The organism is Arthrobacter sp. RAF14 (assembly GCF_052114185.1).
Taxonomy (GTDB): domain Bacteria; phylum Actinomycetota; class Actinomycetes; order Actinomycetales; family Micrococcaceae; genus Arthrobacter_E.
The window spans coordinates 1,456,627-1,480,145 of the sequence record NZ_JBFREG010000001.1 but is presented as its reverse complement, the minus strand read 5'-3'; the positions used below and the strand labels follow the sequence as shown (position 1 = coordinate 1,480,145).

General features: G+C 68.3%; 26 protein-coding genes. 13 read left to right on the top strand and 13 right to left on the bottom strand.

Annotation, left to right across the window (positions count from 1 at the left end; all coding sequences use genetic code 11):
• Nucleotides 1–2: 2 nt before the first annotated feature.
• The gene (locus AB4Y75_RS07010; RefSeq protein WP_441435275.1) at nt 3–1,400 is read right to left on the bottom strand and encodes an MFS transporter; all 1,398 of its coding nucleotides are present in this window, start codon (nt 1,398–1,400) and stop codon (nt 3–5) included.
• A 228-nt stretch (nt 1,401–1,628) separates the two neighbouring features.
• Here AB4Y75_RS07010 and AB4Y75_RS07005 point away from each other — a divergent pair, with 228 nt between their 5' ends.
• Nucleotides 1,629–2,537, top strand: coding sequence for a helix-turn-helix domain-containing protein (locus tag AB4Y75_RS07005; protein WP_441435121.1), 909 nt, complete (start codon nt 1,629–1,631; stop codon nt 2,535–2,537).
• On the opposite strand, the gene AB4Y75_RS07000 is transcribed toward AB4Y75_RS07005, so the two are convergent.
• On the bottom strand, nt 2,503–3,093 hold the full coding sequence (locus tag AB4Y75_RS07000) for a hypothetical protein (protein ID WP_441435120.1): 591 nt from the start codon (nt 3,091–3,093) through the stop codon (nt 2,503–2,505). The two genes, AB4Y75_RS07005 and AB4Y75_RS07000, sit on opposite strands and share 35 nt — an antisense overlap.
• A 104-nt stretch (nt 3,094–3,197) precedes the next feature.
• Between AB4Y75_RS07000 and AB4Y75_RS06995 the strand changes: the two genes are divergently transcribed.
• Genes AB4Y75_RS06995 through AB4Y75_RS06985 form a run of 3 tightly spaced genes read left to right on the top strand, consistent with a single transcriptional unit; the run spans nt 3,198 to nt 4,417 of the window.
• Nucleotides 3,198–3,347, top strand: a complete 150-nt coding sequence (locus AB4Y75_RS06995) for a ribbon-helix-helix protein, CopG family (protein WP_441435119.1) — start codon at nt 3,198–3,200, stop codon at nt 3,345–3,347.
• The gene (locus tag AB4Y75_RS06990) at nt 3,344–4,069 is read left to right on the top strand and encodes a hypothetical protein (protein ID WP_441435118.1); all 726 of its coding nucleotides are present in this window, start codon (nt 3,344–3,346) and stop codon (nt 4,067–4,069) included. Before AB4Y75_RS06995 ends, AB4Y75_RS06990 begins: the two co-directional genes overlap by 4 nt.
• Before the next feature lie 21 nt (nt 4,070–4,090).
• Nucleotides 4,091–4,417, top strand: a complete 327-nt coding sequence (locus AB4Y75_RS06985; protein WP_441435117.1) for an antibiotic biosynthesis monooxygenase family protein — start codon at nt 4,091–4,093, stop codon at nt 4,415–4,417.
• A gap of 13 nt (nt 4,418–4,430) precedes the next feature.
• Here the strand turns inward: AB4Y75_RS06985 and AB4Y75_RS06980 are convergent, their stop codons facing one another.
• Nucleotides 4,431–5,336: a DMT family transporter gene (locus tag AB4Y75_RS06980; RefSeq protein WP_441435116.1), complete on the bottom strand. Its 906-nt coding sequence runs from the start codon at nt 5,334–5,336 to the stop codon at nt 4,431–4,433.
• Between the two features lie 32 nt (nt 5,337–5,368).
• On the opposite strand from AB4Y75_RS06980, the gene AB4Y75_RS06975 reads away from it, so the two are divergent.
• Entirely contained in the window at nt 5,369–5,734 is a 366-nt protein-coding gene (locus tag AB4Y75_RS06975) for a VOC family protein (protein ID WP_441435115.1), read from the top strand.
• 33 nt (nt 5,735–5,767) lie between these two features.
• Here the strand turns inward: AB4Y75_RS06975 and AB4Y75_RS06970 are convergent, their stop codons facing one another.
• Nucleotides 5,768–6,385, bottom strand: a complete 618-nt coding sequence (locus AB4Y75_RS06970; protein ID WP_441435114.1) for a LysE/ArgO family amino acid transporter — start codon at nt 6,383–6,385, stop codon at nt 5,768–5,770.
• 70 nt (nt 6,386–6,455) lie between these two features.
• Between AB4Y75_RS06970 and AB4Y75_RS06965 the strand changes: the two genes are divergently transcribed.
• A complete protein-coding gene (locus AB4Y75_RS06965; RefSeq protein ID WP_441435113.1) occupies nt 6,456–7,334 on the top strand; it encodes a LysR family transcriptional regulator ArgP in 879 nt (292 codons plus the stop codon).
• Between the two features lie 11 nt (nt 7,335–7,345).
• Here AB4Y75_RS06965 and AB4Y75_RS06960 read toward each other — a convergent pair whose 3' ends face one another.
• Together AB4Y75_RS06960 and zapE are read right to left on the bottom strand one after the other, a co-directional pair.
• Nucleotides 7,346–8,431, bottom strand: a complete 1,086-nt coding sequence (locus AB4Y75_RS06960; RefSeq protein ID WP_441435112.1) for an AAA family ATPase — start codon at nt 8,429–8,431, stop codon at nt 7,346–7,348.
• 32 nt (nt 8,432–8,463) lie between these two features.
• Nucleotides 8,464–9,480: a cell division protein ZapE gene (gene zapE / locus AB4Y75_RS06955; RefSeq protein ID WP_441435111.1), complete on the bottom strand. Its 1,017-nt coding sequence runs from the start codon at nt 9,478–9,480 to the stop codon at nt 8,464–8,466.
• Between the two features lie 72 nt (nt 9,481–9,552).
• Between zapE and AB4Y75_RS06950 the strand changes: the two genes are divergently transcribed.
• Nucleotides 9,553–10,167, top strand: a complete 615-nt coding sequence (locus AB4Y75_RS06950) for a TetR/AcrR family transcriptional regulator (protein WP_441435110.1) — start codon at nt 9,553–9,555, stop codon at nt 10,165–10,167.
• A 21-nt stretch (nt 10,168–10,188) separates the two neighbouring features.
• Here AB4Y75_RS06950 and AB4Y75_RS06945 read toward each other — a convergent pair whose 3' ends face one another.
• Nucleotides 10,189–11,184 (bottom strand): YeiH family protein, encoded by a 996-nt coding sequence (locus AB4Y75_RS06945; protein WP_441435109.1) that lies wholly within the window; start codon nt 11,182–11,184, stop codon nt 10,189–10,191.
• 70 nt (nt 11,185–11,254) lie between these two features.
• On the opposite strand from AB4Y75_RS06945, the gene AB4Y75_RS06940 reads away from it, so the two are divergent.
• Complete coding sequence (locus AB4Y75_RS06940) at nt 11,255–12,160, top strand: LysR family transcriptional regulator (RefSeq protein ID WP_441435108.1); 906 nt, start codon at nt 11,255–11,257, stop codon at nt 12,158–12,160.
• 42 nt (nt 12,161–12,202) lie between these two features.
• Here the strand turns inward: AB4Y75_RS06940 and AB4Y75_RS06935 are convergent, their stop codons facing one another.
• Complete coding sequence (locus tag AB4Y75_RS06935) at nt 12,203–12,601, bottom strand: nuclear transport factor 2 family protein (RefSeq protein ID WP_441435107.1); 399 nt, start codon at nt 12,599–12,601, stop codon at nt 12,203–12,205.
• A gap of 70 nt (nt 12,602–12,671) precedes the next feature.
• On the opposite strand from AB4Y75_RS06935, the gene AB4Y75_RS06930 reads away from it, so the two are divergent.
• The 5 genes from AB4Y75_RS06930 (at nt 12,672) to AB4Y75_RS06910 (ending at nt 16,390) form a co-directional block, all read left to right on the top strand.
• A complete protein-coding gene (locus AB4Y75_RS06930) occupies nt 12,672–13,316 on the top strand; it encodes a peptide deformylase (RefSeq protein WP_441435106.1) in 645 nt (214 codons plus the stop codon).
• 2 nt (nt 13,317–13,318) lie between these two features.
• On the top strand, nt 13,319–14,200 hold the full coding sequence (locus tag AB4Y75_RS06925; protein ID WP_441435105.1) for a putative RNA methyltransferase: 882 nt from the start codon (nt 13,319–13,321) through the stop codon (nt 14,198–14,200).
• Between the two features lie 159 nt (nt 14,201–14,359).
• Nucleotides 14,360–14,821, top strand: coding sequence for an NfeD family protein (locus AB4Y75_RS06920; protein WP_441435104.1), 462 nt, complete (start codon nt 14,360–14,362; stop codon nt 14,819–14,821).
• A gap of 54 nt (nt 14,822–14,875) precedes the next feature.
• Nucleotides 14,876–15,805, top strand: a complete 930-nt coding sequence (locus AB4Y75_RS06915; protein ID WP_441435103.1) for an SPFH domain-containing protein — start codon at nt 14,876–14,878, stop codon at nt 15,803–15,805.
• A gap of 240 nt (nt 15,806–16,045) precedes the next feature.
• A complete protein-coding gene (locus AB4Y75_RS06910) occupies nt 16,046–16,390 on the top strand; it encodes an RNA polymerase-binding protein RbpA (protein ID WP_066212477.1) in 345 nt (114 codons plus the stop codon).
• A gap of 96 nt (nt 16,391–16,486) precedes the next feature.
• Here AB4Y75_RS06910 and AB4Y75_RS06905 read toward each other — a convergent pair whose 3' ends face one another.
• From AB4Y75_RS06905 to tatA, 5 genes are all read right to left on the bottom strand, one after another.
• Entirely contained in the window at nt 16,487–17,221 is a 735-nt protein-coding gene (locus AB4Y75_RS06905) for a polyprenol monophosphomannose synthase (protein ID WP_441435102.1), read from the bottom strand.
• Between the two features lie 534 nt (nt 17,222–17,755).
• A complete protein-coding gene (locus tag AB4Y75_RS06900) occupies nt 17,756–19,402 on the bottom strand; it encodes an amidohydrolase (RefSeq protein WP_441435101.1) in 1,647 nt (548 codons plus the stop codon).
• Between the two features lie 37 nt (nt 19,403–19,439).
• Nucleotides 19,440–22,271: a DEAD/DEAH box helicase gene (locus AB4Y75_RS06895; RefSeq protein WP_441435100.1), complete on the bottom strand. Its 2,832-nt coding sequence runs from the start codon at nt 22,269–22,271 to the stop codon at nt 19,440–19,442.
• A 121-nt stretch (nt 22,272–22,392) separates the two neighbouring features.
• Complete coding sequence (gene tatC, locus AB4Y75_RS06890; RefSeq protein ID WP_441435274.1) at nt 22,393–23,187, bottom strand: twin-arginine translocase subunit TatC; 795 nt, start codon at nt 23,185–23,187, stop codon at nt 22,393–22,395.
• Between the two features lie 48 nt (nt 23,188–23,235).
• Complete coding sequence (tatA, locus tag AB4Y75_RS06885) at nt 23,236–23,499, bottom strand: Sec-independent protein translocase subunit TatA (protein ID WP_441435099.1); 264 nt, start codon at nt 23,497–23,499, stop codon at nt 23,236–23,238.
• Nucleotides 23,500–23,519 lie beyond the last annotated feature (20 nt).

The window sequence follows — 23,519 nt, the reverse complement described above, 5'->3', positions numbered from 1 at the left end:
CCTCACGTCGCATCATGCGCGGACGCAGCGGGCCTCCGCAGAACCACGGCGAGCAGGACGGCCATCATCAGGCACAGCACGGCGTTGACGGCGACGGCCGTCGAGAGGCTCGCCAGAATCGGCTCCGGTCCCGTCGGAACGTCGACGGACAAGCGGGCGGTGAAGATGGCGCTCATGATCGGGATCCCCAGTGTGATCCCGATCTGCTGGCTCATGGTCGCCAGCCCGGTCGCCAGCCCCTGCTCCTCGGCGGGCAGGCCCGACGTGGACGTCACCGTGAACCCCACGATCACCACCAGATTGGCCACTCCTCCGATGAAGGTGGCGACCAGGAGCAGGACGATAGACAGCGGATCAGGACGCAGCAGCACCAGCGCAGCGGTCGCGGCGGCCTGCACGAGGAAACCACCGGCCATGGCCCAGCGGGTGCCGACCCGGCCGATCACGCGCGGACCCACCAGGCCACCCAGCACCGTGCCCAGGCCGAGCACCGCGAACGAGAGCCCCGCGCCCAAGGCGCTGTACCCGAGGACGCGCTGGAGGTAGAGAGTCAGCAGGAAGACCAGGGAGGTTTCCGTGGCGAAAGCGATCAGCCCGGCCAGATTGCCCCAGGCGATGGCCGGTCGCCGGACGGTCTGCAATGGCACCAAGGGAGCGGCAGCTCTCCGTTCCACCAGGATGAATGAGGCAAGAAGGACCAGCGCGCCAGCCAGCGGCAGCAGAGTGGACGGCGCGGCCCAGCCCTCCTCGGCCGCCTGGCTCAGACCGAAGACCAGCGCCGACAGGCCGAGCGTCACCGTGATGGCTCCCGGGACATCCAGCTTCCGGCGTTCGGCCGGGCGGCTCTCCCGGAGCACCGCGGGACCGATCGCCAGGACGGCCAGCGCCACGGGCACATTGAGGAAGAACGCCCAGCGCCAGCTGAGCAGATCGGTCAGCAGACCTCCGAGCACCGCCCCCGTGGTGAACCCGGCGGCCATGAGAGCACCATTGAGCCCGAGCGCCTTCTCGCGGAGAGGGCCTTCGTCGAAGGCTGCCAGGAGCAGGGCCAGAGCCGAGGGGATCACCATCGCCGTAGCGATTCCCTGGCCGACGCGTGCCACGAGGAGCAGCGCAGGCCCGGTCGCCAGCCCTCCCGCCAAGGATGCGGCACCCAGCAGGATCATGCCGGAGAAGAAGACGCGACGGCGGCCGAGCACATCGGCCACCCGCCCGGACAACAGGGTGAGTCCGGCAGCGCACAGTGAAAAGGCGGTGGCGATCCACTGCAGGTTCTCCAGGGCGAAACCGACGTCCGCCCCGATCGCCGGGAGCGCGACATTGAGGATCGAGAAGTCCACCGCGAGGGTGAATCCCGCCGTCAGGAGGACCAGGAGGGCGACGCGCTGGTGCGGCGTCATCGTCACCCGCGTGCCGCCGTCGAGCGTCGGCGTGGTGCCGGACGCCATCGTGTCCGCGGCAGGGCCCGAGGGAATGGTCATGCTGAGATCTCCTTACTCGTGGTCGGGCCGGTCCTGCTGGACCGGTGCTTCCACCCTGAGGCGATGTCCCGGAGGCAACCAGACCCCGTTCTGCCTAGCACTGCCAGGGACAGGACAGGCTCGTCCGCGCGAGGCAGAATGGCTTGCATGAACCCACACAGCGAGCTCGGGGACTTCCTCCGCCTCCGTCGCGCCGCTCTCCGTCCGGAGGACGTCGGCGTGCTGCACCACGGGACCCGGCGTGTTCCCGGGCTGAGGCGTGAGGAATTCGCGATGCTCGCCGGGGTGAGCCTGACTTATTACACGCGGCTGGAACAGGGCGTGAGCTCCAACGCTTCGGATGCCGTCCTGGAGTCACTTGCCCGGGCGCTGAGCCTGAGCGCCGATGAGCGCCTCCACCTCTTCGACCTGGCCCGTGCCCCGCAGAAGGTGGCGCGGCGCAGAGCGACCCGGCCGGATTCGGCCCGCCCGGGCACGCTCCGGTTGGTGCAGGCGATGGCAGGGGTGCCGGCCGTGGTCCTGAACCGGCACGGCGAGGTGCTCGCCTGGAATCGGCTGGGGCACCGTCTGCTGGCGGGACATCTCGACGCCGATTCGCCCCGATCGCCGGAGACACGGCCCAATCTGCACCGACTCCTCTTTCTCGACCCCCACACGCGGGAACTCTATTCACGGTGGCCGGACGAGGCGTCCCGGGCCGTCGCCTCCCTGCGCCTCCTGGCCGGCCGGGACGACGACGGCGCGCTGGCCTCGCTGGTGGGTGACCTCTCGCTCCGCAGCGAGGATTTCGCGCGGCTGTGGGCCAGGCACCCGGTGAAGAACTGTGTCTCGGGGGTCAAGCACCTGCGTCATCCGGAGCTGGGCGAGCTGGAACTCTGGTTCGAGGTGCTGGACTCCCCCGACGGCTCCGGCCATCGAGTCCTGATGTACACGGCGGAGCCGGGCAGTGCGTCGGAGGAATCGCTCAGGCTCCTGAGCATTCTGGTGGGCTCCGACGCGGCTGACTCAGACTTGCCTGTGGTCAAACGCGGGTCAACCGCTCCACCAGCAGCCTGAGCGGTTCCGGTTCCTCCCCGGGCCGCAGCTCGGAGGCGAGTGCCCCGGCCAGGAGTTCCTTGCGGCCGGAGGCCACGCCACAGAAGCGGTGAAGCTGCTCCTCAAGAGGCCGTCCCTGCCAAGCGGGTTGTTGCTGCAAGGTGAGCAGTTTGGCGCCGAGGCCCAGACTCTCGATGACCTGCACGGTGCGGCCGGCGCCCAGCGCGCGGATCAGTTCCTCTTCCAGGTCGGCGCGGCAGACGAAGAATCCGTGAGACGGCAGCTCCTGTTCGTGGTCGACGGGTCGTCCCGCGGCTTCGAGAGCGCGCATCACGAATCGCGCTTCACCGGCGTCGCAGAGACCCAGAATCTCGGCGCTGGGCGTGACGGCGAGAATCTGCAGGAGCACCCGGCGGACGTTCGTCACGCCACCGAGGTCCACGAGGCTGACCCGTTCGAGGTCCACACCTTGGCGCAGGGCGATCTCCCGCACCGCGGCGACGTCGCTGACGCCTTCGAGAAGCACCGCGGTGGTCCGGCGTGTCTCGTCAGCCTCCGCCCAGGTCAAACCCTCCATAGCGGCCCAGTCTGGCAGCTCGGCCGCGCGCCGACAAGGGTTCACGCAAGACCCGGAACAGAACGCCCCTTCCCCTCCACATGCTAATTTGCTAGCATTCTTGCATGGCAGAGAAGCAGCCGAAGGTGCAGTTCAATGTCTACCTTCCGCCGGAACTGATCAAGGCGGTCAAGCATCGCGCGGTGGATGAGGGCCTCTCGCTTTCGTCCCTGGTGGAGAACGCCCTCGCGGAATACCTGAAGGAGCGGCAATGATCCCGGAATTGATCGTCAGACCCATCATCTACACGTCACACCGAGACGAGTGGCTGGCCCTGTTGGAGTGCCTCGGAGCGGTCCGGTTGACCGACGACCCCGCATGGACCGTGCTCGAGTTCCGGCACGGCCGGGTCGCGCTCCACGCGGCTGAGGACGGATACCCGGACGGCGCCGTCAGCCTGGGATTCGAAACGGACAGCCTGGAGGCGTTTCTCGCTGCCGTTCCGTCCACCCCCGCCGTGCGGGTCGAGACCCACCAGGCGGGCCATGGGGAATCCGTCCAGGTCACCACGGCGGACGGCCTCCGCTTCCTGATCGATCCCACGACGCCCTCGGGTGCCGGGAACGCCGGCCTTGACACCTGGACCGAAGCCCTGCGGATCGCCGCCGACGTCCCGGTGGCGGCCGAGGAGCTCGAGCTCCTCGGGCTGCGCAGGCACCTGACCGAAACCAACGGCCAGACGATCACTTTGCGCGCCGCCGAGGGAACTGTCCTGGTCCACATCGGAGAGGCCGGAGCGCCCGCCGCCGGATTCGCCGTCGGAACGTCCGATCTGCAGCTCTGCCATCACCGCCTCCTGAACGTCGGCATTCAGCACGACATCATCGATGAGACGTTCGGCAAGACCTTGCGCGTCCCCTGCCCTGGACCGGAGGGGAGCACTCTTTGGATCTCCCAGCCGGACGAGGATCCCGTCGGCGCCGTCCAGCATCCCTGACCCAGCAGGCAGAATGGATTCATGAGTGTCATCAAGATCAACGCCATCACCGTTCCCGCAGACTCCGGCGACGAGCTCGCCAAGCGCTTCGCCGCCCGCGCCACCTCGGTGGATGGCCAGCCCGGCTTCGAGGGCTTCGAGCTTCTCCAGCCGTCCGACGGCCGCAACGTCTGGCTCGTTCTGACCCGCTGGGCCGATGAGGAGAGCTTCAACGCCTGGCGCGAGTCGGCGTCGTTCGGACACGGCCACCGCCCGTCCGGAGCCGACGACGGCGTCCGCCAGCGCCCGGTGGGCGTCTCGGCGGAGCTGTGGAGCTACAGCGTCGCGGACCTCGGCAGCGGAGAGTGACCTCAGCGAACGGTCACGGGGTGTTCTCCCGTGGCCGTTCGCCTGATCCCCCCAGGAGGACCAGGGCGGTCAGGATCAGGACGATGCCCGCCCAGGCCACCCAGGACAGCGTCTCGTGCAGGACCAGGGACGCGAGCACGGCCGCCACCACCACCTCGGCCAGTGTCACGGCCGTGGCGGTACCCGGGCCGATCCTCTGAAGGCCCCTGCCGAACAGCAGATAGCCCAGGAACATCGGGACCACGGACAAGTAGACGCCAGCGGCGATCGCTCCCCGGCCGGTGGTGAATCCGCCGCCCGTAGCCAGGAGAACCAGTAGAAGTGGAATCGCGGCGGCCCCGAACGTGGCGCCCATGGTGACCCTGAACCCCGCCCCCTGTCCGGTGAGGCGGTGCGATGTCCAGGAGTATCCCGCGTAACACGCCGCAGCGAGGAGACCCAGCGCGATGCCGGGAATCACGAGCCCCTCCCCCGCACTCTCGTGCCGGGACAGGGAAAGGGCCGCCATGCCTCCCACGCCGAGCGTCACAGCGACGGCCCAGCGCCGGCTCAGCCGCCGCCCGTCGAGCATCCATTCCAGCAGAGCGGCGAACAGTGGAGCCGCGCCGATGGTGACCGTGGTGCCGATGGCGACACCGGCCCAGCGCATCGAGGTGTAGAAGGCCAGTGCGTAGAAAGCCACCAGCACACCGCCGATGGCCACCAGCCGCCAGTGACGCCGGAGAAGACCCCGCTGGGCACGCATCGGGCCCACCGCCGTCGCCGCCAGCAGCAGTCCCCCGACGCCCATGGAGGCGGCCCCCATGGCCAGCGGACTCACCGCAGGCGCCAGTGCGGAGGCCGTGCCGGTCGTTCCCCAGAGGAGTGCGGCCGCCAAGACGTTGAGCACGCCCGCACGGTGAGAGAGGCCATCGGCCATGGGACCTCCTTCAGAGTCGCTAAAATTCCCCTGTGCCCATCCTGCATCACCTTGAGCTCTGGACCCGTGATCTGTCCGGGGCCGAACCGTCGTTCGACTGGCTGCTGGTCCGTCTCGGTTTCACCAAGGACGACCCCGCGGGCTGGATCCAGGGCCGGATCTGGCGTGACCCGGACGGGAGTTACCTGGTCCTGGAACAGTCTCCGCACGTGATGGACGTGCCACACGACAGGCTCCGTCCGGGCCTGAATCATGTGGCCTTCACCGTGTCGGGCCGCGAGCTCCTCGACGACCTTCGTCGTGATGCGGCCGCTCACGGCTGGAATGAACTCTTCGCAGACGTTTACCCTCATGCCGGCGGGCCGCAGCACACCGCGCTGTACCTCGTGAACGACTAGGGCTTCGAGGTGGAGCTGGTCGCCGGGCCGTAGCTACGGCATGAGCAGCAGTTGCAGGGCGATGATCACCATGGTGACGGCGATCGCCGCATCGAGCAGTCGCCAGGCCATCGGCCGGGCGAAGACGGGCGCCAGGAAACGCGCGCCGAAGCCCAGCAGGCTGAACCACGCCACACTCGCCGCCGCGGCGCCCGCTCCGAAGGACCAGCGGGCCTCACCGTGCGCGGCTCCCAAGGACCCGAGCAGGAGGACCGTGTCGAGGTAGACGTGAGGGTTCAGCCAGGTCAGCGCGGCGACGGTGCCCAGCGTCGCCCAGAGTCCCGTCCCTCCCGTGCGCTCGGCGGACACCAGTGAGCTCTTGCTCATGACCCTCCGTGCCGCCGTGAAAGCGTAAGCCAGCAGGAACGCCGCGCCGGCCCAGCGGGCCAGGAAAAGGATCCAGGGCGCAGCCTGGATCGCCGCCCCCACCCCCGAGATCCCCGCCAGGATGAGGACGGCGTCGCTGGTCATGCACAGCAGCACCACGGGGGCCACGTGTTCGCGCAACAGACCCTGGCGCAGCACGAAGGCGTTCTGCGCGCCGATGGCGATGATGAGCGAGAGTCCGGCGCCGAAGCCGGCCAGGAGTACGGGGAAGTCAGTCAGATTCACCCGTTCACGCTATCCAGGACAAAATCCAAAGTGAAGCTAATCATTCTTCAGGATCATTAGAATCATTCATGTGATAGCTCATCCAGATCAGCTCCGCGCACTGAGCGCCGTCGTCGAGCATGGCACCTTCGACGCCGCGGCCGCAGCACTGCACCTGACCCCGTCCGCGATCAGTCAGCGGATCCGGGCACTCGAGCAGCAGGTGGGCAAAGTCCTCCTACTGCGCTCCAAGCCGGCGGTCGCCACGGAGCCCGGCCGGGCCGTCCTGCGCCTGGCGCGTCAGGTCGCGCTCCTGGAACAGGAGACCGCGGTCGAGCTGGGCCTGGATGACCCACGGGGCGCCCGCATCCCTTTGGTGGTCAATGCCGACTCCCTGGCCACCTGGGTGCTCCCGGCCCTGGCCACCGTGCCTGGTGTGAGCTTCGAGATCCTGGTGGACGATCAGGACCACACCACGGCCTGGCTGCGTGAAGGGGTCGCGATGGCGGCCATCACCTCGGACACGAGCCCGGTCCCGGGATGCCGGGTGACGCCGCTGGGAGTGATGCGGTACCGCGCCATGGCGAGTCCGGGCTTCCGTGACCGCTGGTTCCCCGACGGCCTCGACGCGGACAGCCTCTCGCGTGCGCCCATGCTCAACTTCAACCGCAAGGACAGCCTGCAGGACCGCTATCTGCGACGGCACGACCCCCAGGCAACGCTCGATCCTCCCTGCACCCACGTGCCGTCCAGCTCGGAATTCGTGAGGGCCGCCGAACTCGGACTCGGCTGGGCCATGCTGCCCGACATCCAGACCGAAGAGGGGCTCGCGGCCGGTCGCCTGGTGGTCCTGGATGACGACGGCGCGGTCGAGGTGAGCCTGCACTGGCAGCAATGGGCGGTGGGCTCCTCAGCCCTGGACGCCGTGGCCTCCGCCCTGCGGGAGGCGGCCGGGCGCGTCCTGCGCTGACCCACGCGCCCTCACTCGCCGCGGAAGTACTCCGTCATGCCCGGGATCGCGAAGCGCAGCTTGCCGTGCCCTGCGGCCTCGATGAGCCCGGCGTCGATCAGCCGGGTGCGGTAATTTCCGATCGCGCTGGCCCTCATGCCTATCCTCTGGCCGATGTCGCCGCTCGTGGAGATCCCGTCCGGGTCCTCCGCCATGGCCTCGAGGAACTCCCGGTCGCGGGCGGAGACGGAGGCCAGGGCGGCTTCGATCACGGTCCGGTCATGACGACGGCGCGCGGCCGCCACCGCCCGGCCGACGGCGTCGTCGTCGAGCGGCCCGACCTCCGCCTCCTTCCAGAGGAAGTACCCCACCAGCTGGATGAGGAACGGGTACCCGCCGGTCGCCCCGGCGGCGCGCGCGGCCTGTTCCGCGCCCAGTGTCCACCCGCCCTCGGCGAGAGTGTCACGCAGGGAGCGTTCGACGTCGGCCAGTGCGGCGGCGTGCAGATCGATGCGGTCCGCGCGGCGCAGGAAGGTCGCCACGCCTTCGTTGAGCAGGTCCGACACCGCGGAGGGCAAACCGGCGAACACCAGGCCGATGGGGAGTGATTCGCGGATCAGGTGCTGCACATCGGCGGCCAGCAGGGCCAGCTCGGAGCGATTCGCGGCGTGGATCTCGTCCACCGTGAGGATGAGTCCGGTTCCGTTGCGGGCGAGAAGAGCGAGGAGGGCGATGGCCTGATCACGCCACTGGACCTGGTCCTCGGGTGCGAGCTGTGTGGTGATCCCGAATCCCGCGACTGAGAGCGCGGTGACCCGGCGGGCGGCCCGCCCCTCCCCCAGCTCCTGGGTCAGGCGGCGCATGTGTTCGCCGATCCGTGCCACGAAGCCCGGCGTCGCGGTCTCGGAGATCACGGCCCAGCCCGCCTCCAGCGCCGCATCCTCGGCGGCTCCGAGCATCACGGTCTTCCCCACGCCTCGCACACCTGTGAAGATGGTCAGCAGGCCGGGGGCGCCGGATCCCAGGTGCAGGCCGTAGGTGAATTCGTCCAGCAGCCCTTCGCGGCCGATGAGCTCGGGCGGCGTGGCGCCTGCGGTGGGCCGGAACGGGTTCTTCATGGGTCGAGTCTAGCGGTGAGTTTGTGTGAATTCTATGAATTCTGTGAATTCAGGAATGGCCGTCTGGCGAGATGATGCAGTCTGCTGGCGAACCGTGACGCGTCCCGCACCCGGTCAGTCAGGGCCGAACCCGGCGGCAAGGCGCCCTCGGCCTGGAAGACGACGTCCACCCGCTCGTCGTAGAGCACATCGACCAGGTTCGCCCAGCGCTGCACGGACTCCCGGTGCATGGTGTCGACCGCCGGGACCTCGGTGACGAACCACCGCCGCCAGCGCCGAGCCAGCACGAGGTGGTCCTGGACGGACAATGGTTCTTCGCAGAGCCGGGAGAACGGCGCCACGAGCGTCCCGTCCTCCGACACCTCCACGGCGAGCTGCCGGCCGCCACGGCCCAGAGGGACGCTCTGCGCGGCCCGCGGGACCTCCACTGCGGATCGGTCACGGGTCCATCCGGACAGGGGGTTTCCTCCGTCCGTTGAGAGTGAGCGGTAGTCCCGGCTTCCGGTGAGCTCGATGACGTGAAAAACGGACTCGATCGCACGGATGGTCGGCAGCGCCGCCTCGTGGAAGAGGGGGTCCGGAAGGAGGTGCTGAGGTGGGTAGTTGGACGTGGCGAGGATCCGGAGGCCTCCGGCGAGCGCCCGGGGCAGCCAGCGGTTCAGGAGATGGGCGTCGGCCACGTCGTGGAGATGGAACTCATCGAAGAGCAGCACGCGGGACTCGGCACAGTACCCGGACAGCACCTGCTCCGCGTGGGCGGGATCGGCGACGAGTGCCGTGTGCAGTCTTCCAAGGAAGGCGTGGAAGTGAAGGCGTTGCTTGGCGGGCTCGGGCAGGAGGGCGAAGTACTCCGCGAGGAGCCAGGACTTACCCCTGCCCACGCCGCCCCAGAGGTAGAGGGACCTGGTTGCTGCCTCCTCGAGCCGGTCGAGGGTCCGCAGCTGAGGGGAGTCCAAGGTGACGCCCTGCTCCTCCACGCGGCCCCGGACGGCCGCGGCATCGGGTGACACTCCGGAGTTGGCGGAGTGGCGGAGCCATCGCGAGAACATAGCGGTACTCTACAGCTATAGAGGCCCACGGTAGAGGAAGCAGTGGGCAGAGGAACCGGAGGAAGGATCGCCGTGACGGCATCGAATCGCCGCGAGGCCATCTGCGAGGCGTCTACCGCTCTCCTGGCCCGGGACGGTGCGCGCGGGCTCACTCACCATGCGGTGGACAGGCACCTCGGCCTGCCGCTCGGGTCCACCTCCTACTACTTCAGGACCCGCCACGCTCTGCTCGAGGCCACGGCGCGCTGGATCGCCCTGCAATCCAGGGCGTCCTTGAACCTGGTCCTGTCCACTGAGGTCCAGACGGGCCCGCCTGGACCCCGCCAAGCGGCCGAGGTGATCGGGGCTCAGGTGGCGGAGCTGCTGGCGGTCCGTCGGGACCAGGCCCTGGCGCGCACGGCACTCCTCGGTGAGAGCCGGTTGCCGGTCGATCTCCGGAGGGACCTGTCCCGGTGTCTTTTCTCAGCGGAGCTGGCTGAAGGTCTTCTCGCGGCCCTGGGGGCGAGGGAGCCCCGCGAGGCTGCGCGTGACCTCATCACGTTTCTGGAGGGCCTGGTGGCTGAGGAGCTGTGGACTGGTCCTGACGATCAGGACGCTCCTGGTCCGGACCCTGCCGCCCTGGCCGCCCGCTTGGAGCGGCATCTGGAGAGGCTGCTGCGCCCCGGCCCGGAGGGCTCGGACGCCTGAGTACGACGCCGGCCGGCCGGGTCACGCGATGGCCAGCGCTCCGCCCAGTCCGAGGACGGTGACCAGGAGGGTGGAGCCGGCTGCGAGCGCGATCAGTCTGCCACTGCCCGAAAGCAGTGTCCTGACGTGAACGCCCGCGCCGAGCGAGAACATCGCCGTCGCCAGCAGGAACTCCTGCAGCAGCGAGGCGACGGTCAGCACCTCTTGCGGGACCGGCAGCACGCTGCGCAGCACCGCAGCCAGGACGAACCCCACCAGGAACAGCGGGACGAGGGGAGGACGTTTCGCCGGGGTCTCCCGCGCGTCGTGGGTTCCTGCCTCAGATGTCCGCGATCCGGCGCCCAGGATGGCGGCCACGGGAGCCAGCAGGAGCACCCGGGCGAGTTTCATGCTGACCGCCAGGCCGAGCGCTCCCCCGCCCAGGAGGCCGCCGATGGCCACCACCTGTCCGACCTCGTGCACTGAGGCGCCTGCCCAGAGAGCGGTCTGCTCCGTGGAGAGACCGAGGAGTGCGGCGGCGCCGGGAATCAGGGGGATCATAAGGGTGCCGAACAAGACCACGAGAGCCACGGCGGTCACGGTCTCCTTCTCCCGGGCGTCCACGCTCGACTTCACTCCGGCGACGGCCGCGGCGCCGCAGATCGAGAAGCCGCAGGCGACCAGCAGTGCCTGCTTCCGCTCCACACCCAGGATCCTGGCCAGGCCGAGCGTTCCCAGGATTCCCAGGCCCACCACGAGCACCGCCAGCGCGGGAAGCCCCCAGCCGCGGGCGAAGAGATCGGGCAGGGACAGCTGAAGTCCCAGCAGCACGATTCCCAGGCGCAGCGGCACCCGGGAGGCGTAGGCGAGCCCGGGGTCACCCCACTGCGGCAGGATACCCACGTTCCGCGCGGCGACGCCGAGGACGATCGCGATCAGCAAGGCGCTGACCCCGGGGATCAGGTGAGCGACCAGGCAGGACACGAGGGCCACGGCGCCGGCCAGCAGGAGGCCGGAGCGTTGCAGAGGGGTAGGCATGTTTCCATGCTGTCAACGGGGTCGGAAGTCCAGTAGACGGCAATCGGGCATGGAGTCATATGCTGGTGATATGACCGTACGAGACTGGGAACTGCGCCACTTCCGGCTGCTGGACGCTCTGGCCGAGGCCGGCAGCATCGGGGCGGCGGCACGCCTTCTCGGGCTGGCGCAGCCCAATGCGTCGCGCCTGCTGGACGCCATGGAACGAAGCGCGGGCTTCCCTCTGGCGGAGCGCTCCGCCCGTGGAAGCCGCCTCACCGACCGGGGCCTGGTGCTGGCCGGACTCGCGTCTGAAGTGCTGGCGGCCGCGACGCGCGTGACTCATGCCGTGGACGCACTCGCGGGCCAGGGCGGCAGCCTGCACATCTGCTCCAGCCTGACGGTAGCCGAACATCTCATGCCCTCCTGGCTCGCCACGGCCCGGCAGCGGCTCCCCACCCTTTCCATCACTCTCGACGTCGGAAATTCCGCGTCAGTGTTCGAACGGCTCCGGGAGGGCAGCGTGGACCTCGGCTTCGTCGAGGGTCCCACCATCGAGACCGGTTTCCACTACCTCGATCTGCTGCGGGATGACCTGGTGGTCGTCGTGCCCCGGGAGCATCCGTGGGCCACGACTCAGAATGTGGGCGTCCGGGAACTGACCAGCACCACCCTGGTGGTCCGGGAAGCGGGCTCGGGCACACGCCAGGTGGCCGAGCGGGCCCTGGCGGCTCATGCCGACGGCGGGGACGCGCCGTCGCGCCTGGAAGTGGGCAGCAATGCCGCCCTCGTGGCGAGCGTCGCGGCCGGACTGGGCCCGGGCATCGTCAGCAGGATGGCCGTCGGACCGGAGCTGCTCACGGGGCGGCTCGTCGCGGTGAGTGTGCCGGGACTGGCGCTGGCCCGGACCTTGCGGGCCGTGTGGCCGTCCCGGTCCCCCCTCTCACGGGAGACGGCGGAATTCCTCGCTCTGGTGCGGTCCCTGGCCGAGGCGTGACCTACGGGTGGGTCGATGCTCCAGCCCCTCGGGGCTCCGCCCTCAGGTCTCGTAACTGTCGAAGCTGTCCTGTGCCGCGATGAGCCCGTCTCGGACCGTGAAAACGGAGAGGATACGGGCCTTCATGACGTCGCCTTCGTTCCAATACGGCAGATCCATCCGGGCCACGGCTGTCCAGGACAGCTCCACGGCCACCTCGTCCCCCTCGGCCAGGACCCGCTGCACCGTGTACTCCTGCTCGCCCACCACCAGATGCGCCTGCTCGAAGCCGCTCAGCGTCTGATCCCGGTCGCGGGTGGCCTCCTGCGGCGAGAGGGCGTTGGGCCACTCCCGGAAGAGGAAATCGGGGGCCAGGAACGCACCCAGCTCCGCCACCGGCGCCTGACGGCCCACGGCATGCACATAGTCGAGAACGATCCGGCGTGGAGTCTCAGCTGTCATAGACTGCATCCTAGCCGTGCGCCGAGGCGGTCCGCCCGAAGAGCCGCGCACCCGATGATCGAGGAGAACCGTGTCCGCGCCTGCCCCCACCCTGAGTGATACGGAGATCCGGGACCTGGTCCTCGATCTGCTGGAGTCTCCGGAGGAGATCGCGATCGTGCAGGCCGGCCATCCGGTCCTCCGGCAGCAGGCCAAGGACTTCAACGGGCAGCTCGACGCCGGGGAACTGGACGCCTTCCTGGCCCTCATGCGGGCCGTCATGCACGCCGCTCCCGGCGTCGGTCTCGCGGCGCCGCAATTGGGGATCCCCTTGCGGATCGCGGTGCTCGAGGACCAGTGGCCCATCCCCGAGGAGATCGGCGCCGCACGCGAGCGGGAACCGTTGCCCTACTTCGCGATCATCAATCCCGTCTACCAGGGCCTGGGCGAAGAGTCCGTGCCGTTCTACGAGGGTTGCCTCTCCGTCCACGGTCTGCAGGGCGTGGTGTCCCGGCACCGGCGCGTCCGCCTCGACTGGACCTCCCCGGAGGGAGAATCCTTGAGCGAGGAGTTCAGCGGCTGGCAGGCACGCATCGTCCAGCATGAGACGGACCACCTGAACGGCACGCTCTACGTCGACAAGGCCGTCACCCGCTCGATCTCCTTCAACCAGGAATACGCGCAGTACTGGGCGGCCCCCGGAGTCGAGAACGCCCGCAAGGGCCTGGGGTTCTGACGGTGCGCGCTGATGTCAGGGCGCTCCTCCGCTGCCCTCACTGCGGCGAGCCGTTCCAGCCCGGCCCCGGACCGCGCCTTCAGTGCCCGGCGGGACACAGCTTCGACGCCGCCAAGCAGGGCTACTACAACTTCCTGACCGGCAAAGGCACGTCCTTCACCGCGGACAGTGCCGCCATGGCGGCCTCCCGGGCGGCGTTCCTGGAACGGGGACACTACGCCCCTCTGGCCGAGGCCCTCGCGGGCATGGTGCGGGATGCGCTCTCCGATGCTGAAGCGGATCCGGTCGTGGTCGACGCCGGCGCCGGCACGGGCTACTACCTCCACGAGGTGACCTCCCGCCTGAGTTCCCCGGATCACTCCGCCGACGCTTCCGCTTCGCGGGCCGTGGCCTTCGACATCTCCAAGTTCGCCCTCCGCCGCGCCGCCCGTCTGAATCCCGAGGCCGCGGTGTTCGTCTGGGACGTGTGGCGTCCTCTCCCCCTGGCCGACGGCTGTGCCGACGCCGCGCTGGTGGTGTTCGCTCCGCGCAACCCCGCCGAGTTCCGCCGCATCCTGCGGCCGGGCGGGGTCGCCGTCGTCGTCACGCCACTGCCGTCCCATCTGCGGGAGATCGCCGAAGTCGCCGGGCTGCTGGACATTGAAGAGGGCAAGACCGAGAGACTCGACGCCGGCATGGGCCAGGACTTCGAACTCCTGGACCGCCGAAGCCTCGAATTCACCCTGCACCTCTCCCCCGACGACGTCGCGGCGGTGGCACTCATGGGCCCCGCCGGGCACCACCTGGATCCCGAGGCACTCAGGGAACGCACCTCGGCCCTGGGCCGGTCCACGCCCGTCACCGCCGGGTTCACCCTCTCCGCCTACCGCCCGCGACCGGTCTGAACCGTCCGGTCCGAGCCGCCCCGTTTCGGCAAGACCACGATGTCCGGCCCTGTCAGGAGGGGATTCCCGGGACGCGGTATGACTAGGATGGTTGAAACGATCGTGGGGAGTCGTCGCCGAAGGAGGCGGTAGCCTCGCCCACAGCAAAGGGGTGGCACGATGGACTGGCTCATCGACAATCTCTGGGCCCTCTGGCTCGTCACGCTGCTGGTCTTCGGAGTGATCGAGCTCCTCAGCCTCGATCTGATCTTCCTCATGATGGCCGGATCCTCCCTGGTGACCCTTTTCGTCGCCCTGGCCGGTGCGCCCTTCTGGCTTCAAGTGGTGGTGTTCTGCCTCGTGTCGCTCCTCATGATCTTCTTCGTCCGGCCGATCGCTCTCAAGCACTTGCGAAAAGGCCCGAAGGACTCGCTCAGCAATATCGACCGCCTGATCGGTGACTCCGCCCTGGTCCTGGAGACCGTAAGCCCGCAGGGAGGGCTCGTCAAGATCGGGGGCGACGTCTGGAGTGCGCGGACCGACGGCCCCAGCTTCCTGACCGGCACCACCGTCCAGGTGCTCCGCATCGACGGCGCACACGCCGTCGTCGGACTTCTCGAACAGCCCACCGCCGCGACCTGACTTTTTCAGCGGGCAAGGCGCTTGCCCGCCCCGCCAACCCAGGAAAGGTACCTGATGAGCTTCAACCCCTTACCTGCTGTACTGTCCTTCCTCCTGATCGCCCTGGTGATCTTCGTCCTGATCGTGCTGATCCGCTCGGTCCGGATCGTCCCCCAGGCCCGTGCCGGCGTGGTGGAAAGGCTCGGGAAGTACCAGCGCACGCTGAACCCGGGTCTGACGATCCTGATCCCTTTCGTGGACCGGCTGCTGCCGCTCCTCGACCTCCGCGAGCAGGTGGTCTCCTTCCCGCCGCAGCCGGTCATCACCGAGGACAACCTGGTGGTCTCCATCGACACCGTCGTGTACTTCCAGGTCACCGATGCCCGAGCGGCCACTTACGAGATCGCCAACTACATCCAGGCCGTGGAGCAGCTCACCACCACCACGCTCCGTAACGTGGTCGGCGGCCTCAACCTGGAGCAGGCTCTGACCAGCCGCGACCAGATCAACGGCCAGCTGCGCGGCGTCCTCGACGAGGCCACCGGCCGCTGGGGCATCCGCGTCTCCCGCGTGGAGCTCAAGGCCATCGATCCGCCCCTCTCCATCCAGGATTCGATGGAGAAGCAGATGCGTGCCGAGCGTGACCGCCGCGCCGCCATTCTGACGGCCGAAGGCACCAAGCAGTCCCAGATCCTGACGGCCGAAGGTGAGAGGCAGTCCTCCATCCTCCGGGCCGAAGGCGACGCGAAGGCCGCGATCCTCCGCGCCGACGGCGAGGCCCAGGCCATCCAGAAGGTCTTCGACGCGATCCACGCCGGACGGCCGGACCAGAAGCTCCTGGCCTACCAGTACCTGCAGACGCTTCCCAAGCTCGCCGAGGGCACGTCCAACAAGCTCTGGATCATCCCGAGCGAAGTCGGCGAAGCCCTCAAGGGCATCGGCGGCGTGCTGGGCAACGTGGCGCCCGACGCCGGCGACTCCACCGACGGAGCGCCGCGCCACTGAGACATCGGACTCCGGAGCGTTCGCAGTCGGCCCGCTGCCGGCCCCGTTTCGACGGGGCCGGCGGCATATGCCCCGCGGATGCCGTCCTGTGCCGTAAAATGGTGTGGTTGCGCCCCGGAGCGGGAACAAGTCCAGCTCCGGAAGCGTTGCATTCGACAGGGTATCCTCCCAGGCCGTCGAGCCGGGGTGAGTGCCGTGGAACCCGGTCAGCAGTGGAATCCGGTCAGTGAGGGAGAAGAAATGAGCGATCGCAGCCTGCGAGGCATGCGCCTTGGCGCACAGAGCATGGAGAGCGAATCCGGTGTGGAGCCGGCGCCGCGCCAGCGCGTGGAGTACCGCTGCGCTGATGGTGAGCAGGTTTTCGTGACCTTTGCCGCCGAAGCGGAGATCCCCCCGGTCTGGACGTCCAAGACCGGCAAGGAAGCGATTCTGGTGGACGGCGAGAAGCCGGTCGACGCCAATGAGAAGGCCGCCCGTACCCACTGGGACATGCTGCTGGAGCGCCGTTCCATCCCCGAGCTGGAGCAGATCCTTGAGGACCGCCTCAAGATCCTCCGCGAACGCCGGGGAGCACGCGCCAGCTGACACGGCTGGACGATGACATGACGGAAGGGCCGGAACCTGATGGTTCCGGCCCTTCCGTCATGTCGGTTGCCGTCGGGTGGGCATCCGCCCCGCGGTTCAGCGCTTGCGGCCACCCGTGAGGGCGTTCCAGCGGGCGTTGAGACCCCACTTGGTCACGTTGATCATGGCTTCCACCACGATGTTGCCGCTCATCTTCGAGGTGCCGAACTCGCGTTCGACGAAGGTGATGGGGATCTCCTTGATGACAAGGCCGGCCTTGGCCGTGCGCCACTTCAGGTCCACCTGGAAGCCATAGCCCTTGGACTCCACCTGATCGAGATCGATGGTCCGGAGCGTCGAGGCGCGGAACGCGTTGTAGCCGCCGGTGAGGTCCCGGATCGGGAGCCCGAGCATGGTCCGTGCGTAGAACGAACCGCACCGGGAGATGAGCTGGCGATGAGCCGGCCAGTTCACGACTTCGCCGCCGGGCACCCAGCGCGAGCCGATCGCCAGATCGGCGCCGTCCTCGATGGCCTTCAGAAGCTCCGGGAGCTGCTCCGGCTGGTGCGAACCATCGGCGTCGAGCTCCACCAGGACGTCATAGCCCTCGCCGAGCCCCCACTTGAAACCGGCGATGTAGGCGGCGCCCAGGCCTTCCTTGCCCTTGCGGTGCAGCACCTTGACCTGAGAATCCTCGGCAGCGATCTGATCCGCCAGGCGTCCCGTGCCGTCCGGGCTGTTGTCATCGACCACGAGGACGTCGGAGGCCGGAACCCCTGCGCGCACCCGAGCGAGCGTCTTCGGGAGGGACTCGAGTTCATTGAACGTGGGGATGATGGTCAGGACGCGCAAAGAGGCTTTCCATTCTGCTCGGGACAGCTGGCCGCGCCGTTCGGGTCACCGGGGTGCCAGCAGGGCGCAAAGTCTCATTATAAGTCACAAGCCGGAACCTCTCCGGTCAATCCGGCGCTTCCGGGGACACCGGCCCGGCTGCGCGGCCGGAAAGCCTCGCCGGAAAGCCTCGCCGGAAAGCCTCGCCGGAAAGCCTGTCCGAAAAGTCCGGCCGACAAAAGAACGGGCCCGGCGGAGAAGGACCAGTCGCAGACGGCACACACATGTCCGCTGCAACTGTTTTCTGCTACCACCAGGCCCGTTCAGACGTGCCGCCACCGTGACGCTGGGATCTCCGGCGTGGCCGGGTCCCTGAGCTGTCCTGCCGATGAGGCTGGGTGATCTGAGGGACCTCATGACCACCCGTGAAGTACAACTCTACGGTCCATTGACTGACTGTCAACCCCGGCCTTGAACTGCACGGACATGCTTCGTCGCAGTTCAGAAGGGGATTCGCAGCAGGTCGATCAACCGGTTTTTCTGAGGCTCCTCCGCTCAGAGTTCCTCGGAGCGGTGCAGCTCCACACCCTCCGAAACGGTCTGCAGGCACCGGGGTTCGGCGCCATCCAGGGCCGGGAGCAGGGGTGTGCGGGCCCGGGGATCGGTGCTCCAGGACGCCACACGGTCGTCGGCAACCTGGACCATCAGGCTGTCGACCTCCCAGACGGCGAAGTTGGCCGGAGCTCCGGGCACCAGCTGGCCGTTCAGGGGGTTCGCGTCACGGGCGGCTCTCCAGCCGGCACGGGTGTGACCGATGAACGCGGCGCGGGCGGAGATCCCCTGCCCGTCCGAGTGGTGATCCAGGCAGGCCTTGATGCTGTCCCAGGGGCTCAGCGGCGTCACGGGCGCGTCACTGCCGAAGGCCAGGGGGACGCCGGCCCGGTAGAGGTCCGCGAAGGGGTTCATCGAAGCCCAGCGAGCCCCGAGACGCTGCGCGTACATGCCGTCGGGTCCGCCCCAGGCGGCGTCGAAGGCCGGCTGCGCGCTGACGCTGACCGAGTGCGACACCAGAGCGGCGATGTGGGCCTCGTCGAGCATCTCGGCGTGCTCCACTCGATGCCCTGCCCTTCGCACCGCGGACTCCCCCAGCCGGGCCGAGGTGCGGTCGAGCGCCGCGATCACGACATCCAGGGCCGCGTCGCCGATGGCATGGAAGCCGCCCTGCAATCCGAGTTCGGTGCAGGCGATGAGATGTTCGGCTGCGGCCTCGGCGGTGAGGTACTGGGACCCGGAGGCGCCGGGAGCGTCCGAGTAGTCCGCGCGGAGCAGGGCCGTGCGGGACCCCAGCGAGCCGTCGATGTTCAGGTCACCGGCCAGGCCCAGAACCGGAACGTCCAGTTCTTGCAGGAGCGAACGCGCCTCCTCGACGTTCTCCACGGCCTGCCCCCAGTACGGCAGGATCCGTGGGCCTGCGCCGGGAACGCCGTTCCAGGCCACCGCGCTCCGGAGATCGTCCATTCCGGCGATGGCCGGACCTGACATCTCGGCGAGGGCCACATATCCCCGCCGTGCGGCCGTGTTCAGGGCCACCTTCTGGAACTCTTCGCGCTGCGCGGGGCTGAACCGGCGCACGGCCTGGCGTACGGCGGCATGCGCCTCGAGACTCAGGACGGGCCCGCCGGAGTTCCCGCGCAGTCCCGTGAGGTCCCCGGCAACGGCAAGCGCCGCGCGATTGACCAGCGCCGAGTGGACATCGATGCGGGTGAGGTACAGGGGGCGGTCGCCGGACGCCCGGTCCAGTTCGTCCAAGGTGGGAAGGGCGGAATCCGCCCATCGCGACTCGTCCCAGGAGTGGCCGAACAGGGTCTCGCCCCGGCTCAGAGTGGAGGCGAAGGCGGAGACGGCATCCAGAAGCTCCTGCGCCGTGCGGACCGCACTGAGGTCCAGGGAGGCGAGGGCCAGCCCGGTCTCCGTCAGGTGCACATGGGAGTCCACGAAACCGGGAGCCACCAGTGCCCCACGGAGGTCGATCAGTTCCATGCGGTCATCCCGCAGGGACTGGGCGGCCTGCTCCGAGCCGATCCAGGCGACCGTGTCGCCGTCAACCAGCATGGCCGTGGCGAACGGGTCCGCCGCCGAATACACGCTGCCGTTGACATACAGCCTGAGCCCTGATGCGGTTCCGGACCGTCCGTCATTCATTGCTGACCTCACACTTCCTGTTTCCTCAGACCCTGGCTCACTCGCTCAGGGATGAATAGGACACCACGCCGCGGCGTACCCGGGTGATCGCTTCGCGGCAGATGCGCTTGATCCGCGGGTCCAGCTCGGGAACCCCGGCGATCTGATCGAGCAGATCGATGACCTGACGGACCCAGCGGACGAAGTCACCTGCGGCGAGATCGCTGCCGGCCAGGACATCCTGGAGACGCCGGCCCTTGGCCCACTTGTACATCGGCCAGATGAGCTGCAGCTCGGGCTCCGCCGTCAGGGGGAGCTTGTGCCGCTTCTCCGCTTCCGAGAGCCTCTCCCACTCCCGGACCACGATCTCCACCGCGCTCTCCAGGGAGATGCTCGGCATGCGCGGCGGGATGGTGCCGTCGTCGCGCTTGGACTGGTAGAGGAGCACCGTGACGAAGGCCGCCATCTCCGCGGCATCCAGGTCGTCGAAGGCACCTTCGCGCAGAGCCTGGGCGATGAGCAGATCGCGGTCGCCGTAGATCCGCCGGAGCCGCTTTCCGGCGCCGGTGATCTGCTCATGGCCGTCCTGGGTTTCCAGGTACCCGAATTCCTCCAGGAGGCCGCAGAGCCGGTCGAAGGTGCGGGCGATGGTGTTGGTCCGTCCCTGGATCTGGGCCACGAGCGCGTCCGTCTCGGAGCGGAGGCGCCACCAGCGCTCGCCCCAGCGCGCGTGGTTCTCCCGGTCGTGGCAGCCGTGGCACGGGTGCGCGGCGAGGGCCTTCCGGAGCTGCAGGATCCGCGCCTCGGTGTCCCGGCTGCCTTCGGCCTTACGGCGCGACCTGGAACCGTTCGGGCTCGCTTTGCCCTCCAGGATCCCCCGCTTGTACAGCTCGTGGCGCATGACGGAACCCAGCGCACGACGGTCCTTCGGGCTCTTGGCGTTGAAGCTCTTCCCGATCCGCACCTGGAACAGAGGCTCCACCGGACCTTGCAGATCGCCCAGCCCGATCCGACGGAGCTGATGATCGTTGGTCAGGACGGCGGGGCGCGGCTCGTGCGCGTTGGTGTCCGCATTCAGCACGACGGCGTAGCCCTGGATCCGCTCCCCGTCCAGGTGGATGACGTCGCCGGGCATGAGCTTGGTGAGTGAGGTGACCATCCAGCCGCGGGCGGCCCGCTTGTTCTCCTTGGCCGCCTTGCCCTCCAGTCCGGACAGCTCCTGGCGCAGGCGGGCATACTCCTCGAAGTCCCCGAGGTGACAGCGCATCGCCTCCGCGTAGCCTTCCAGCGACTCCTCACGGCTGCGCACCTGGCGGGCGAGGTCCACCACGGACCGGTCGGCCTGGAACTGGGCGAAGGAGGATTCCAGGATCTCCCGTGACCGGCCACGCCCGAACTGGGCGAGCAGGTTGATGGACATGTTGTAGCCGGGCCTGAAGCTCGAGTTCAACGGATAAGTGCGCTTGGAGGCCAGTCCGGCCACCGCCTGCGGGTCGATCCCCTCGTGCCACAGCACGACGGCGTGGCCTTCGACGTCGATCCCCCGCCGTCCGGCGCGCCCGGTCAGCTGCGTGTACTCCCCTGCGGTGATACTCACCCGGGATTCGCCGTTGAACTTGTCCAGCTTCTCCAGCACGACCGCGCGTGCCGGCATGTTGACGCCGAGCGCGAGAGTCTCCGTGGCGAAGACGACCCGCACCAGACCCTCCGCGAACAGATCCTCGACGGTCTCTTTGAAGGCCGGCAGCAGGCCGGCATGGTGCGAGGCGATCCCGCGCAGCAGGCCGTCCCGCCACGCCCAGAAGCCGAGGACGTCCAGGTCCTCTCCGGGGATGTCCCGGCTGGCCTCCTCCACGCGGGAGGCGATGATCTGCCGTTCCCGCTCCGTGGTCAGCCAGAGATCCGCCGCGGCGCACTGCTGCACCGCGGCGTCACAGGCCGCCCGGGAGAAGATGAAGTAGATCGCCGGCAGAAGGCCGCGTGATTCCAGGGCCTGGATCGCCGCCGGCCGGGAAACCCGCGGCACGGGCGGACGGGACTCGGTGCGTCCGTGGGCGCGATCATGCCGCTTCCTGCCACGGACCGATTGCGGGCCCCTCCGCCCGGAGCTGCCACGGACCATCTTGAGCAGTTCCGGATTGACCTCCAGCGGCGCGGGAGGGGCGTCGTCGTCCTCAGAACCGGCACCGTCCACCTCGGCGAAGAGATCGAGCACCTGACGCCCGGCCATCACGTGCTGCCAGAGAGGCACCGGGCGGTGTTCGGACACCACGATGGCGGTGTCACCGCGCACCGCGGCCAGCCATGCTCCGAACTCCTCGGCATTGGAGACGGTGGCGCTGAGCGAGACCAGCTGGACGTCGCGCGGCAGGTGGATGATCACTTCCTCCCATACCGCACCGCGGAAGCGATCGGCGAGGTAGTGGACCTCATCCATGACCACGTAGGCGAGCCCGGTGAGCGCATCCGAATCCGCGTACAGCATGTTCCGCAGGACCTCGGTGGTCATGACGACCACGGGCGCCTGCGGGTTGATGCTCGTGTCGCCGGTGAGCAGGCCCACTTGATCGGCTCCGTACTTCTCGGCGAGCTCGCTGAATTTCTGATTGCTCAGAGCCTTGATGGGTGTCGTGTAGAACGCCTTCCGCCCCTGGCGCAGGGCACAGAAGACGGCGAACTCCCCCAGGATGGTCTTTCCGGCCCCGGTCGGTGCGGCGAGCAGGACCCCGCGGCCCTCTTCCAGGGCGCGGCAGGCGTCCACCTGGAAGTCATCGAGGTCGAAGGACAGGGTCTGCCGGAATGCCCGGAGTGCGCTGCTGCTCTCGCTGTTCCTGGCTTTGGCCGCGGCATACTTTTCGGCGGGAGTCAGGGGCTCACTCATTTGAGGCATTACTCAAGGGTATCGGCATTCCGCCGAAGACTTCGCCGGGCCACGACCGCCTGGGCACTTCGCCTTAAACAACAGGACCGGCCCGAGGGGCCGGTCCTGTGAAGAGTGCCTGAAGAGTGGCTCAGAGATTGCCGAGCTCCTCCGTCGGAGTGGCGACGTCGGCGGAGGCGTCCGTCTCCTCCGCGTGCTTGCTCTCCCGGCGGGCCCGGCGCTTGTCGTTGATCAGACAGATGCCGATGGCCAGGAAGAACAAGGCCAGCAGCGGCATGGCCAGCATGAACATGGAGATGGCGTCCGCTCCGGGGGCCGCGATGGCCGCCAGGACGAACACGGCGAACACCGTGATCCGCCAGGCCTTGAGAATGCTCTTGCCGCTGATGACGCCCAGCAGGTTGACGCCCACCAGGATCACCGGCACCAGGAACGCCAGCCCGAGGAAGAGCATGGTGTGCGTGGCGAAGGTCAGGTAGTCGTCCGCGCTGATGAGGTTGGAGGCGTTGTCAGGCGTGAAGTGCAGCAGAGCACGGACCACGTTCGGGATCACCGACCAGGCTACGTAGACGCCCACCAGGAACAGCGGAATGGCCGCCGCCATGAAGCCCAGGGTGAACTTGCGTTCCTTGCGGGTCAGACCGGGCGTGACGAACGCCCAGATCTGGTAGATCCACACCGGGCTGGAGATGACCAGGCCGATCTGGATGGCGATCCGCAACTGGAACTCGAACGGGGACGCGATCGATGCGAAGTTCATCGACGCGTTCCGATGCATCTCGTGCGCGATCTGCTCGAGAGGAGCGGACAGGGAGGCGATCACGGGCGGATACAGGAACCAGCCGATCACCGTGGTGACGGCGAGGGCGATCAGGCTCTTGAAGAGCCGGTTCTTCAGTTCCTTGAAGTGATCGAGGAGGGCCATGCGGCCCTCGGGATTCCTCCGAGGGCCCTTGCTGAGTGCCACCTCGCCTTAGGCGTTGCCGGACGGCGGAGTCTGCTCGCCGTTGTCCTTGGTGGCGCTGTCCGGGTGCTGCACGACCTTGCCCTCGACGGGCTCCTCGGACTTGGCCTTGGAGGGGCTGTCATCCTTCATCTGCTTGACTTCGGACTTCATGATGCGCATGGACTGTCCGAGGCTGCGCGCCATCTGAGGAAGCTTGGGGGCTGCGAACAGCAGCAATGCCACGATGATGATGATGACGATAGGCCAGGGGCCATCAAAAAGTCGTCCCATGTCGGGGTCCTTTCTCTTTC

Excerpts from the sequence above, each read along its gene's own strand:
- AB4Y75_RS06945 (WP_441435109.1), bottom strand. The coding sequence starts at position 11,184 with ATGCCTACCCCTCTGCAACGCTCCGGCCTCCTGCTGGCCGGCGCCGTG.
- tatC (WP_441435274.1), bottom strand. The coding sequence starts at position 23,187 with ATGGCCCTCCTCGATCACTTCAAGGAACTGAAGAACCGGCTCTTCAAG.
- tatA (WP_441435099.1), bottom strand. The coding sequence starts at position 23,499 with ATGGGACGACTTTTTGATGGCCCCTGGCCTATCGTCATCATCATCATC.
- AB4Y75_RS06895 (WP_441435100.1), bottom strand. The coding sequence starts at position 22,271 with ATGCCTCAAATGAGTGAGCCCCTGACTCCCGCCGAAAAGTATGCCGCG.
- AB4Y75_RS07005 (WP_441435121.1), top strand. The coding sequence starts at position 1,629 with ATGAACCCACACAGCGAGCTCGGGGACTTCCTCCGCCTCCGTCGCGCC.
- AB4Y75_RS06910 (WP_066212477.1), top strand. The coding sequence starts at position 16,046 with ATGAGCGATCGCAGCCTGCGAGGCATGCGCCTTGGCGCACAGAGCATG.
- zapE (WP_441435111.1), bottom strand. The coding sequence starts at position 9,480 with ATGTTCTCGCGATGGCTCCGCCACTCCGCCAACTCCGGAGTGTCACCC.
- AB4Y75_RS06990 (WP_441435118.1), top strand. The coding sequence starts at position 3,344 with ATGATCCCGGAATTGATCGTCAGACCCATCATCTACACGTCACACCGA.
- AB4Y75_RS06935 (WP_441435107.1), bottom strand. The coding sequence starts at position 12,601 with ATGACAGCTGAGACTCCACGCCGGATCGTTCTCGACTATGTGCATGCC.
- AB4Y75_RS06900 (WP_441435101.1), bottom strand. The coding sequence starts at position 19,402 with ATGAATGACGGACGGTCCGGAACCGCATCAGGGCTCAGGCTGTATGTC.
- AB4Y75_RS06960 (WP_441435112.1), bottom strand. The coding sequence starts at position 8,431 with ATGAAGAACCCGTTCCGGCCCACCGCAGGCGCCACGCCGCCCGAGCTC.
- AB4Y75_RS06940 (WP_441435108.1), top strand. The coding sequence starts at position 11,255 with ATGACCGTACGAGACTGGGAACTGCGCCACTTCCGGCTGCTGGACGCT.
- AB4Y75_RS07000 (WP_441435120.1), bottom strand. The coding sequence starts at position 3,093 with ATGGAGGGTTTGACCTGGGCGGAGGCTGACGAGACACGCCGGACCACC.
- AB4Y75_RS06915 (WP_441435103.1), top strand. The coding sequence starts at position 14,876 with ATGAGCTTCAACCCCTTACCTGCTGTACTGTCCTTCCTCCTGATCGCC.
- AB4Y75_RS07010 (WP_441435275.1), bottom strand. The coding sequence starts at position 1,400 with ATGACGCCGCACCAGCGCGTCGCCCTCCTGGTCCTCCTGACGGCGGGA.
- AB4Y75_RS06995 (WP_441435119.1), top strand. The coding sequence starts at position 3,198 with ATGGCAGAGAAGCAGCCGAAGGTGCAGTTCAATGTCTACCTTCCGCCG.
- AB4Y75_RS06920 (WP_441435104.1), top strand. The coding sequence starts at position 14,360 with ATGGACTGGCTCATCGACAATCTCTGGGCCCTCTGGCTCGTCACGCTG.
- AB4Y75_RS06985 (WP_441435117.1), top strand. The coding sequence starts at position 4,091 with ATGAGTGTCATCAAGATCAACGCCATCACCGTTCCCGCAGACTCCGGC.
- AB4Y75_RS06980 (WP_441435116.1), bottom strand. The coding sequence starts at position 5,336 with ATGGCCGATGGCCTCTCTCACCGTGCGGGCGTGCTCAACGTCTTGGCG.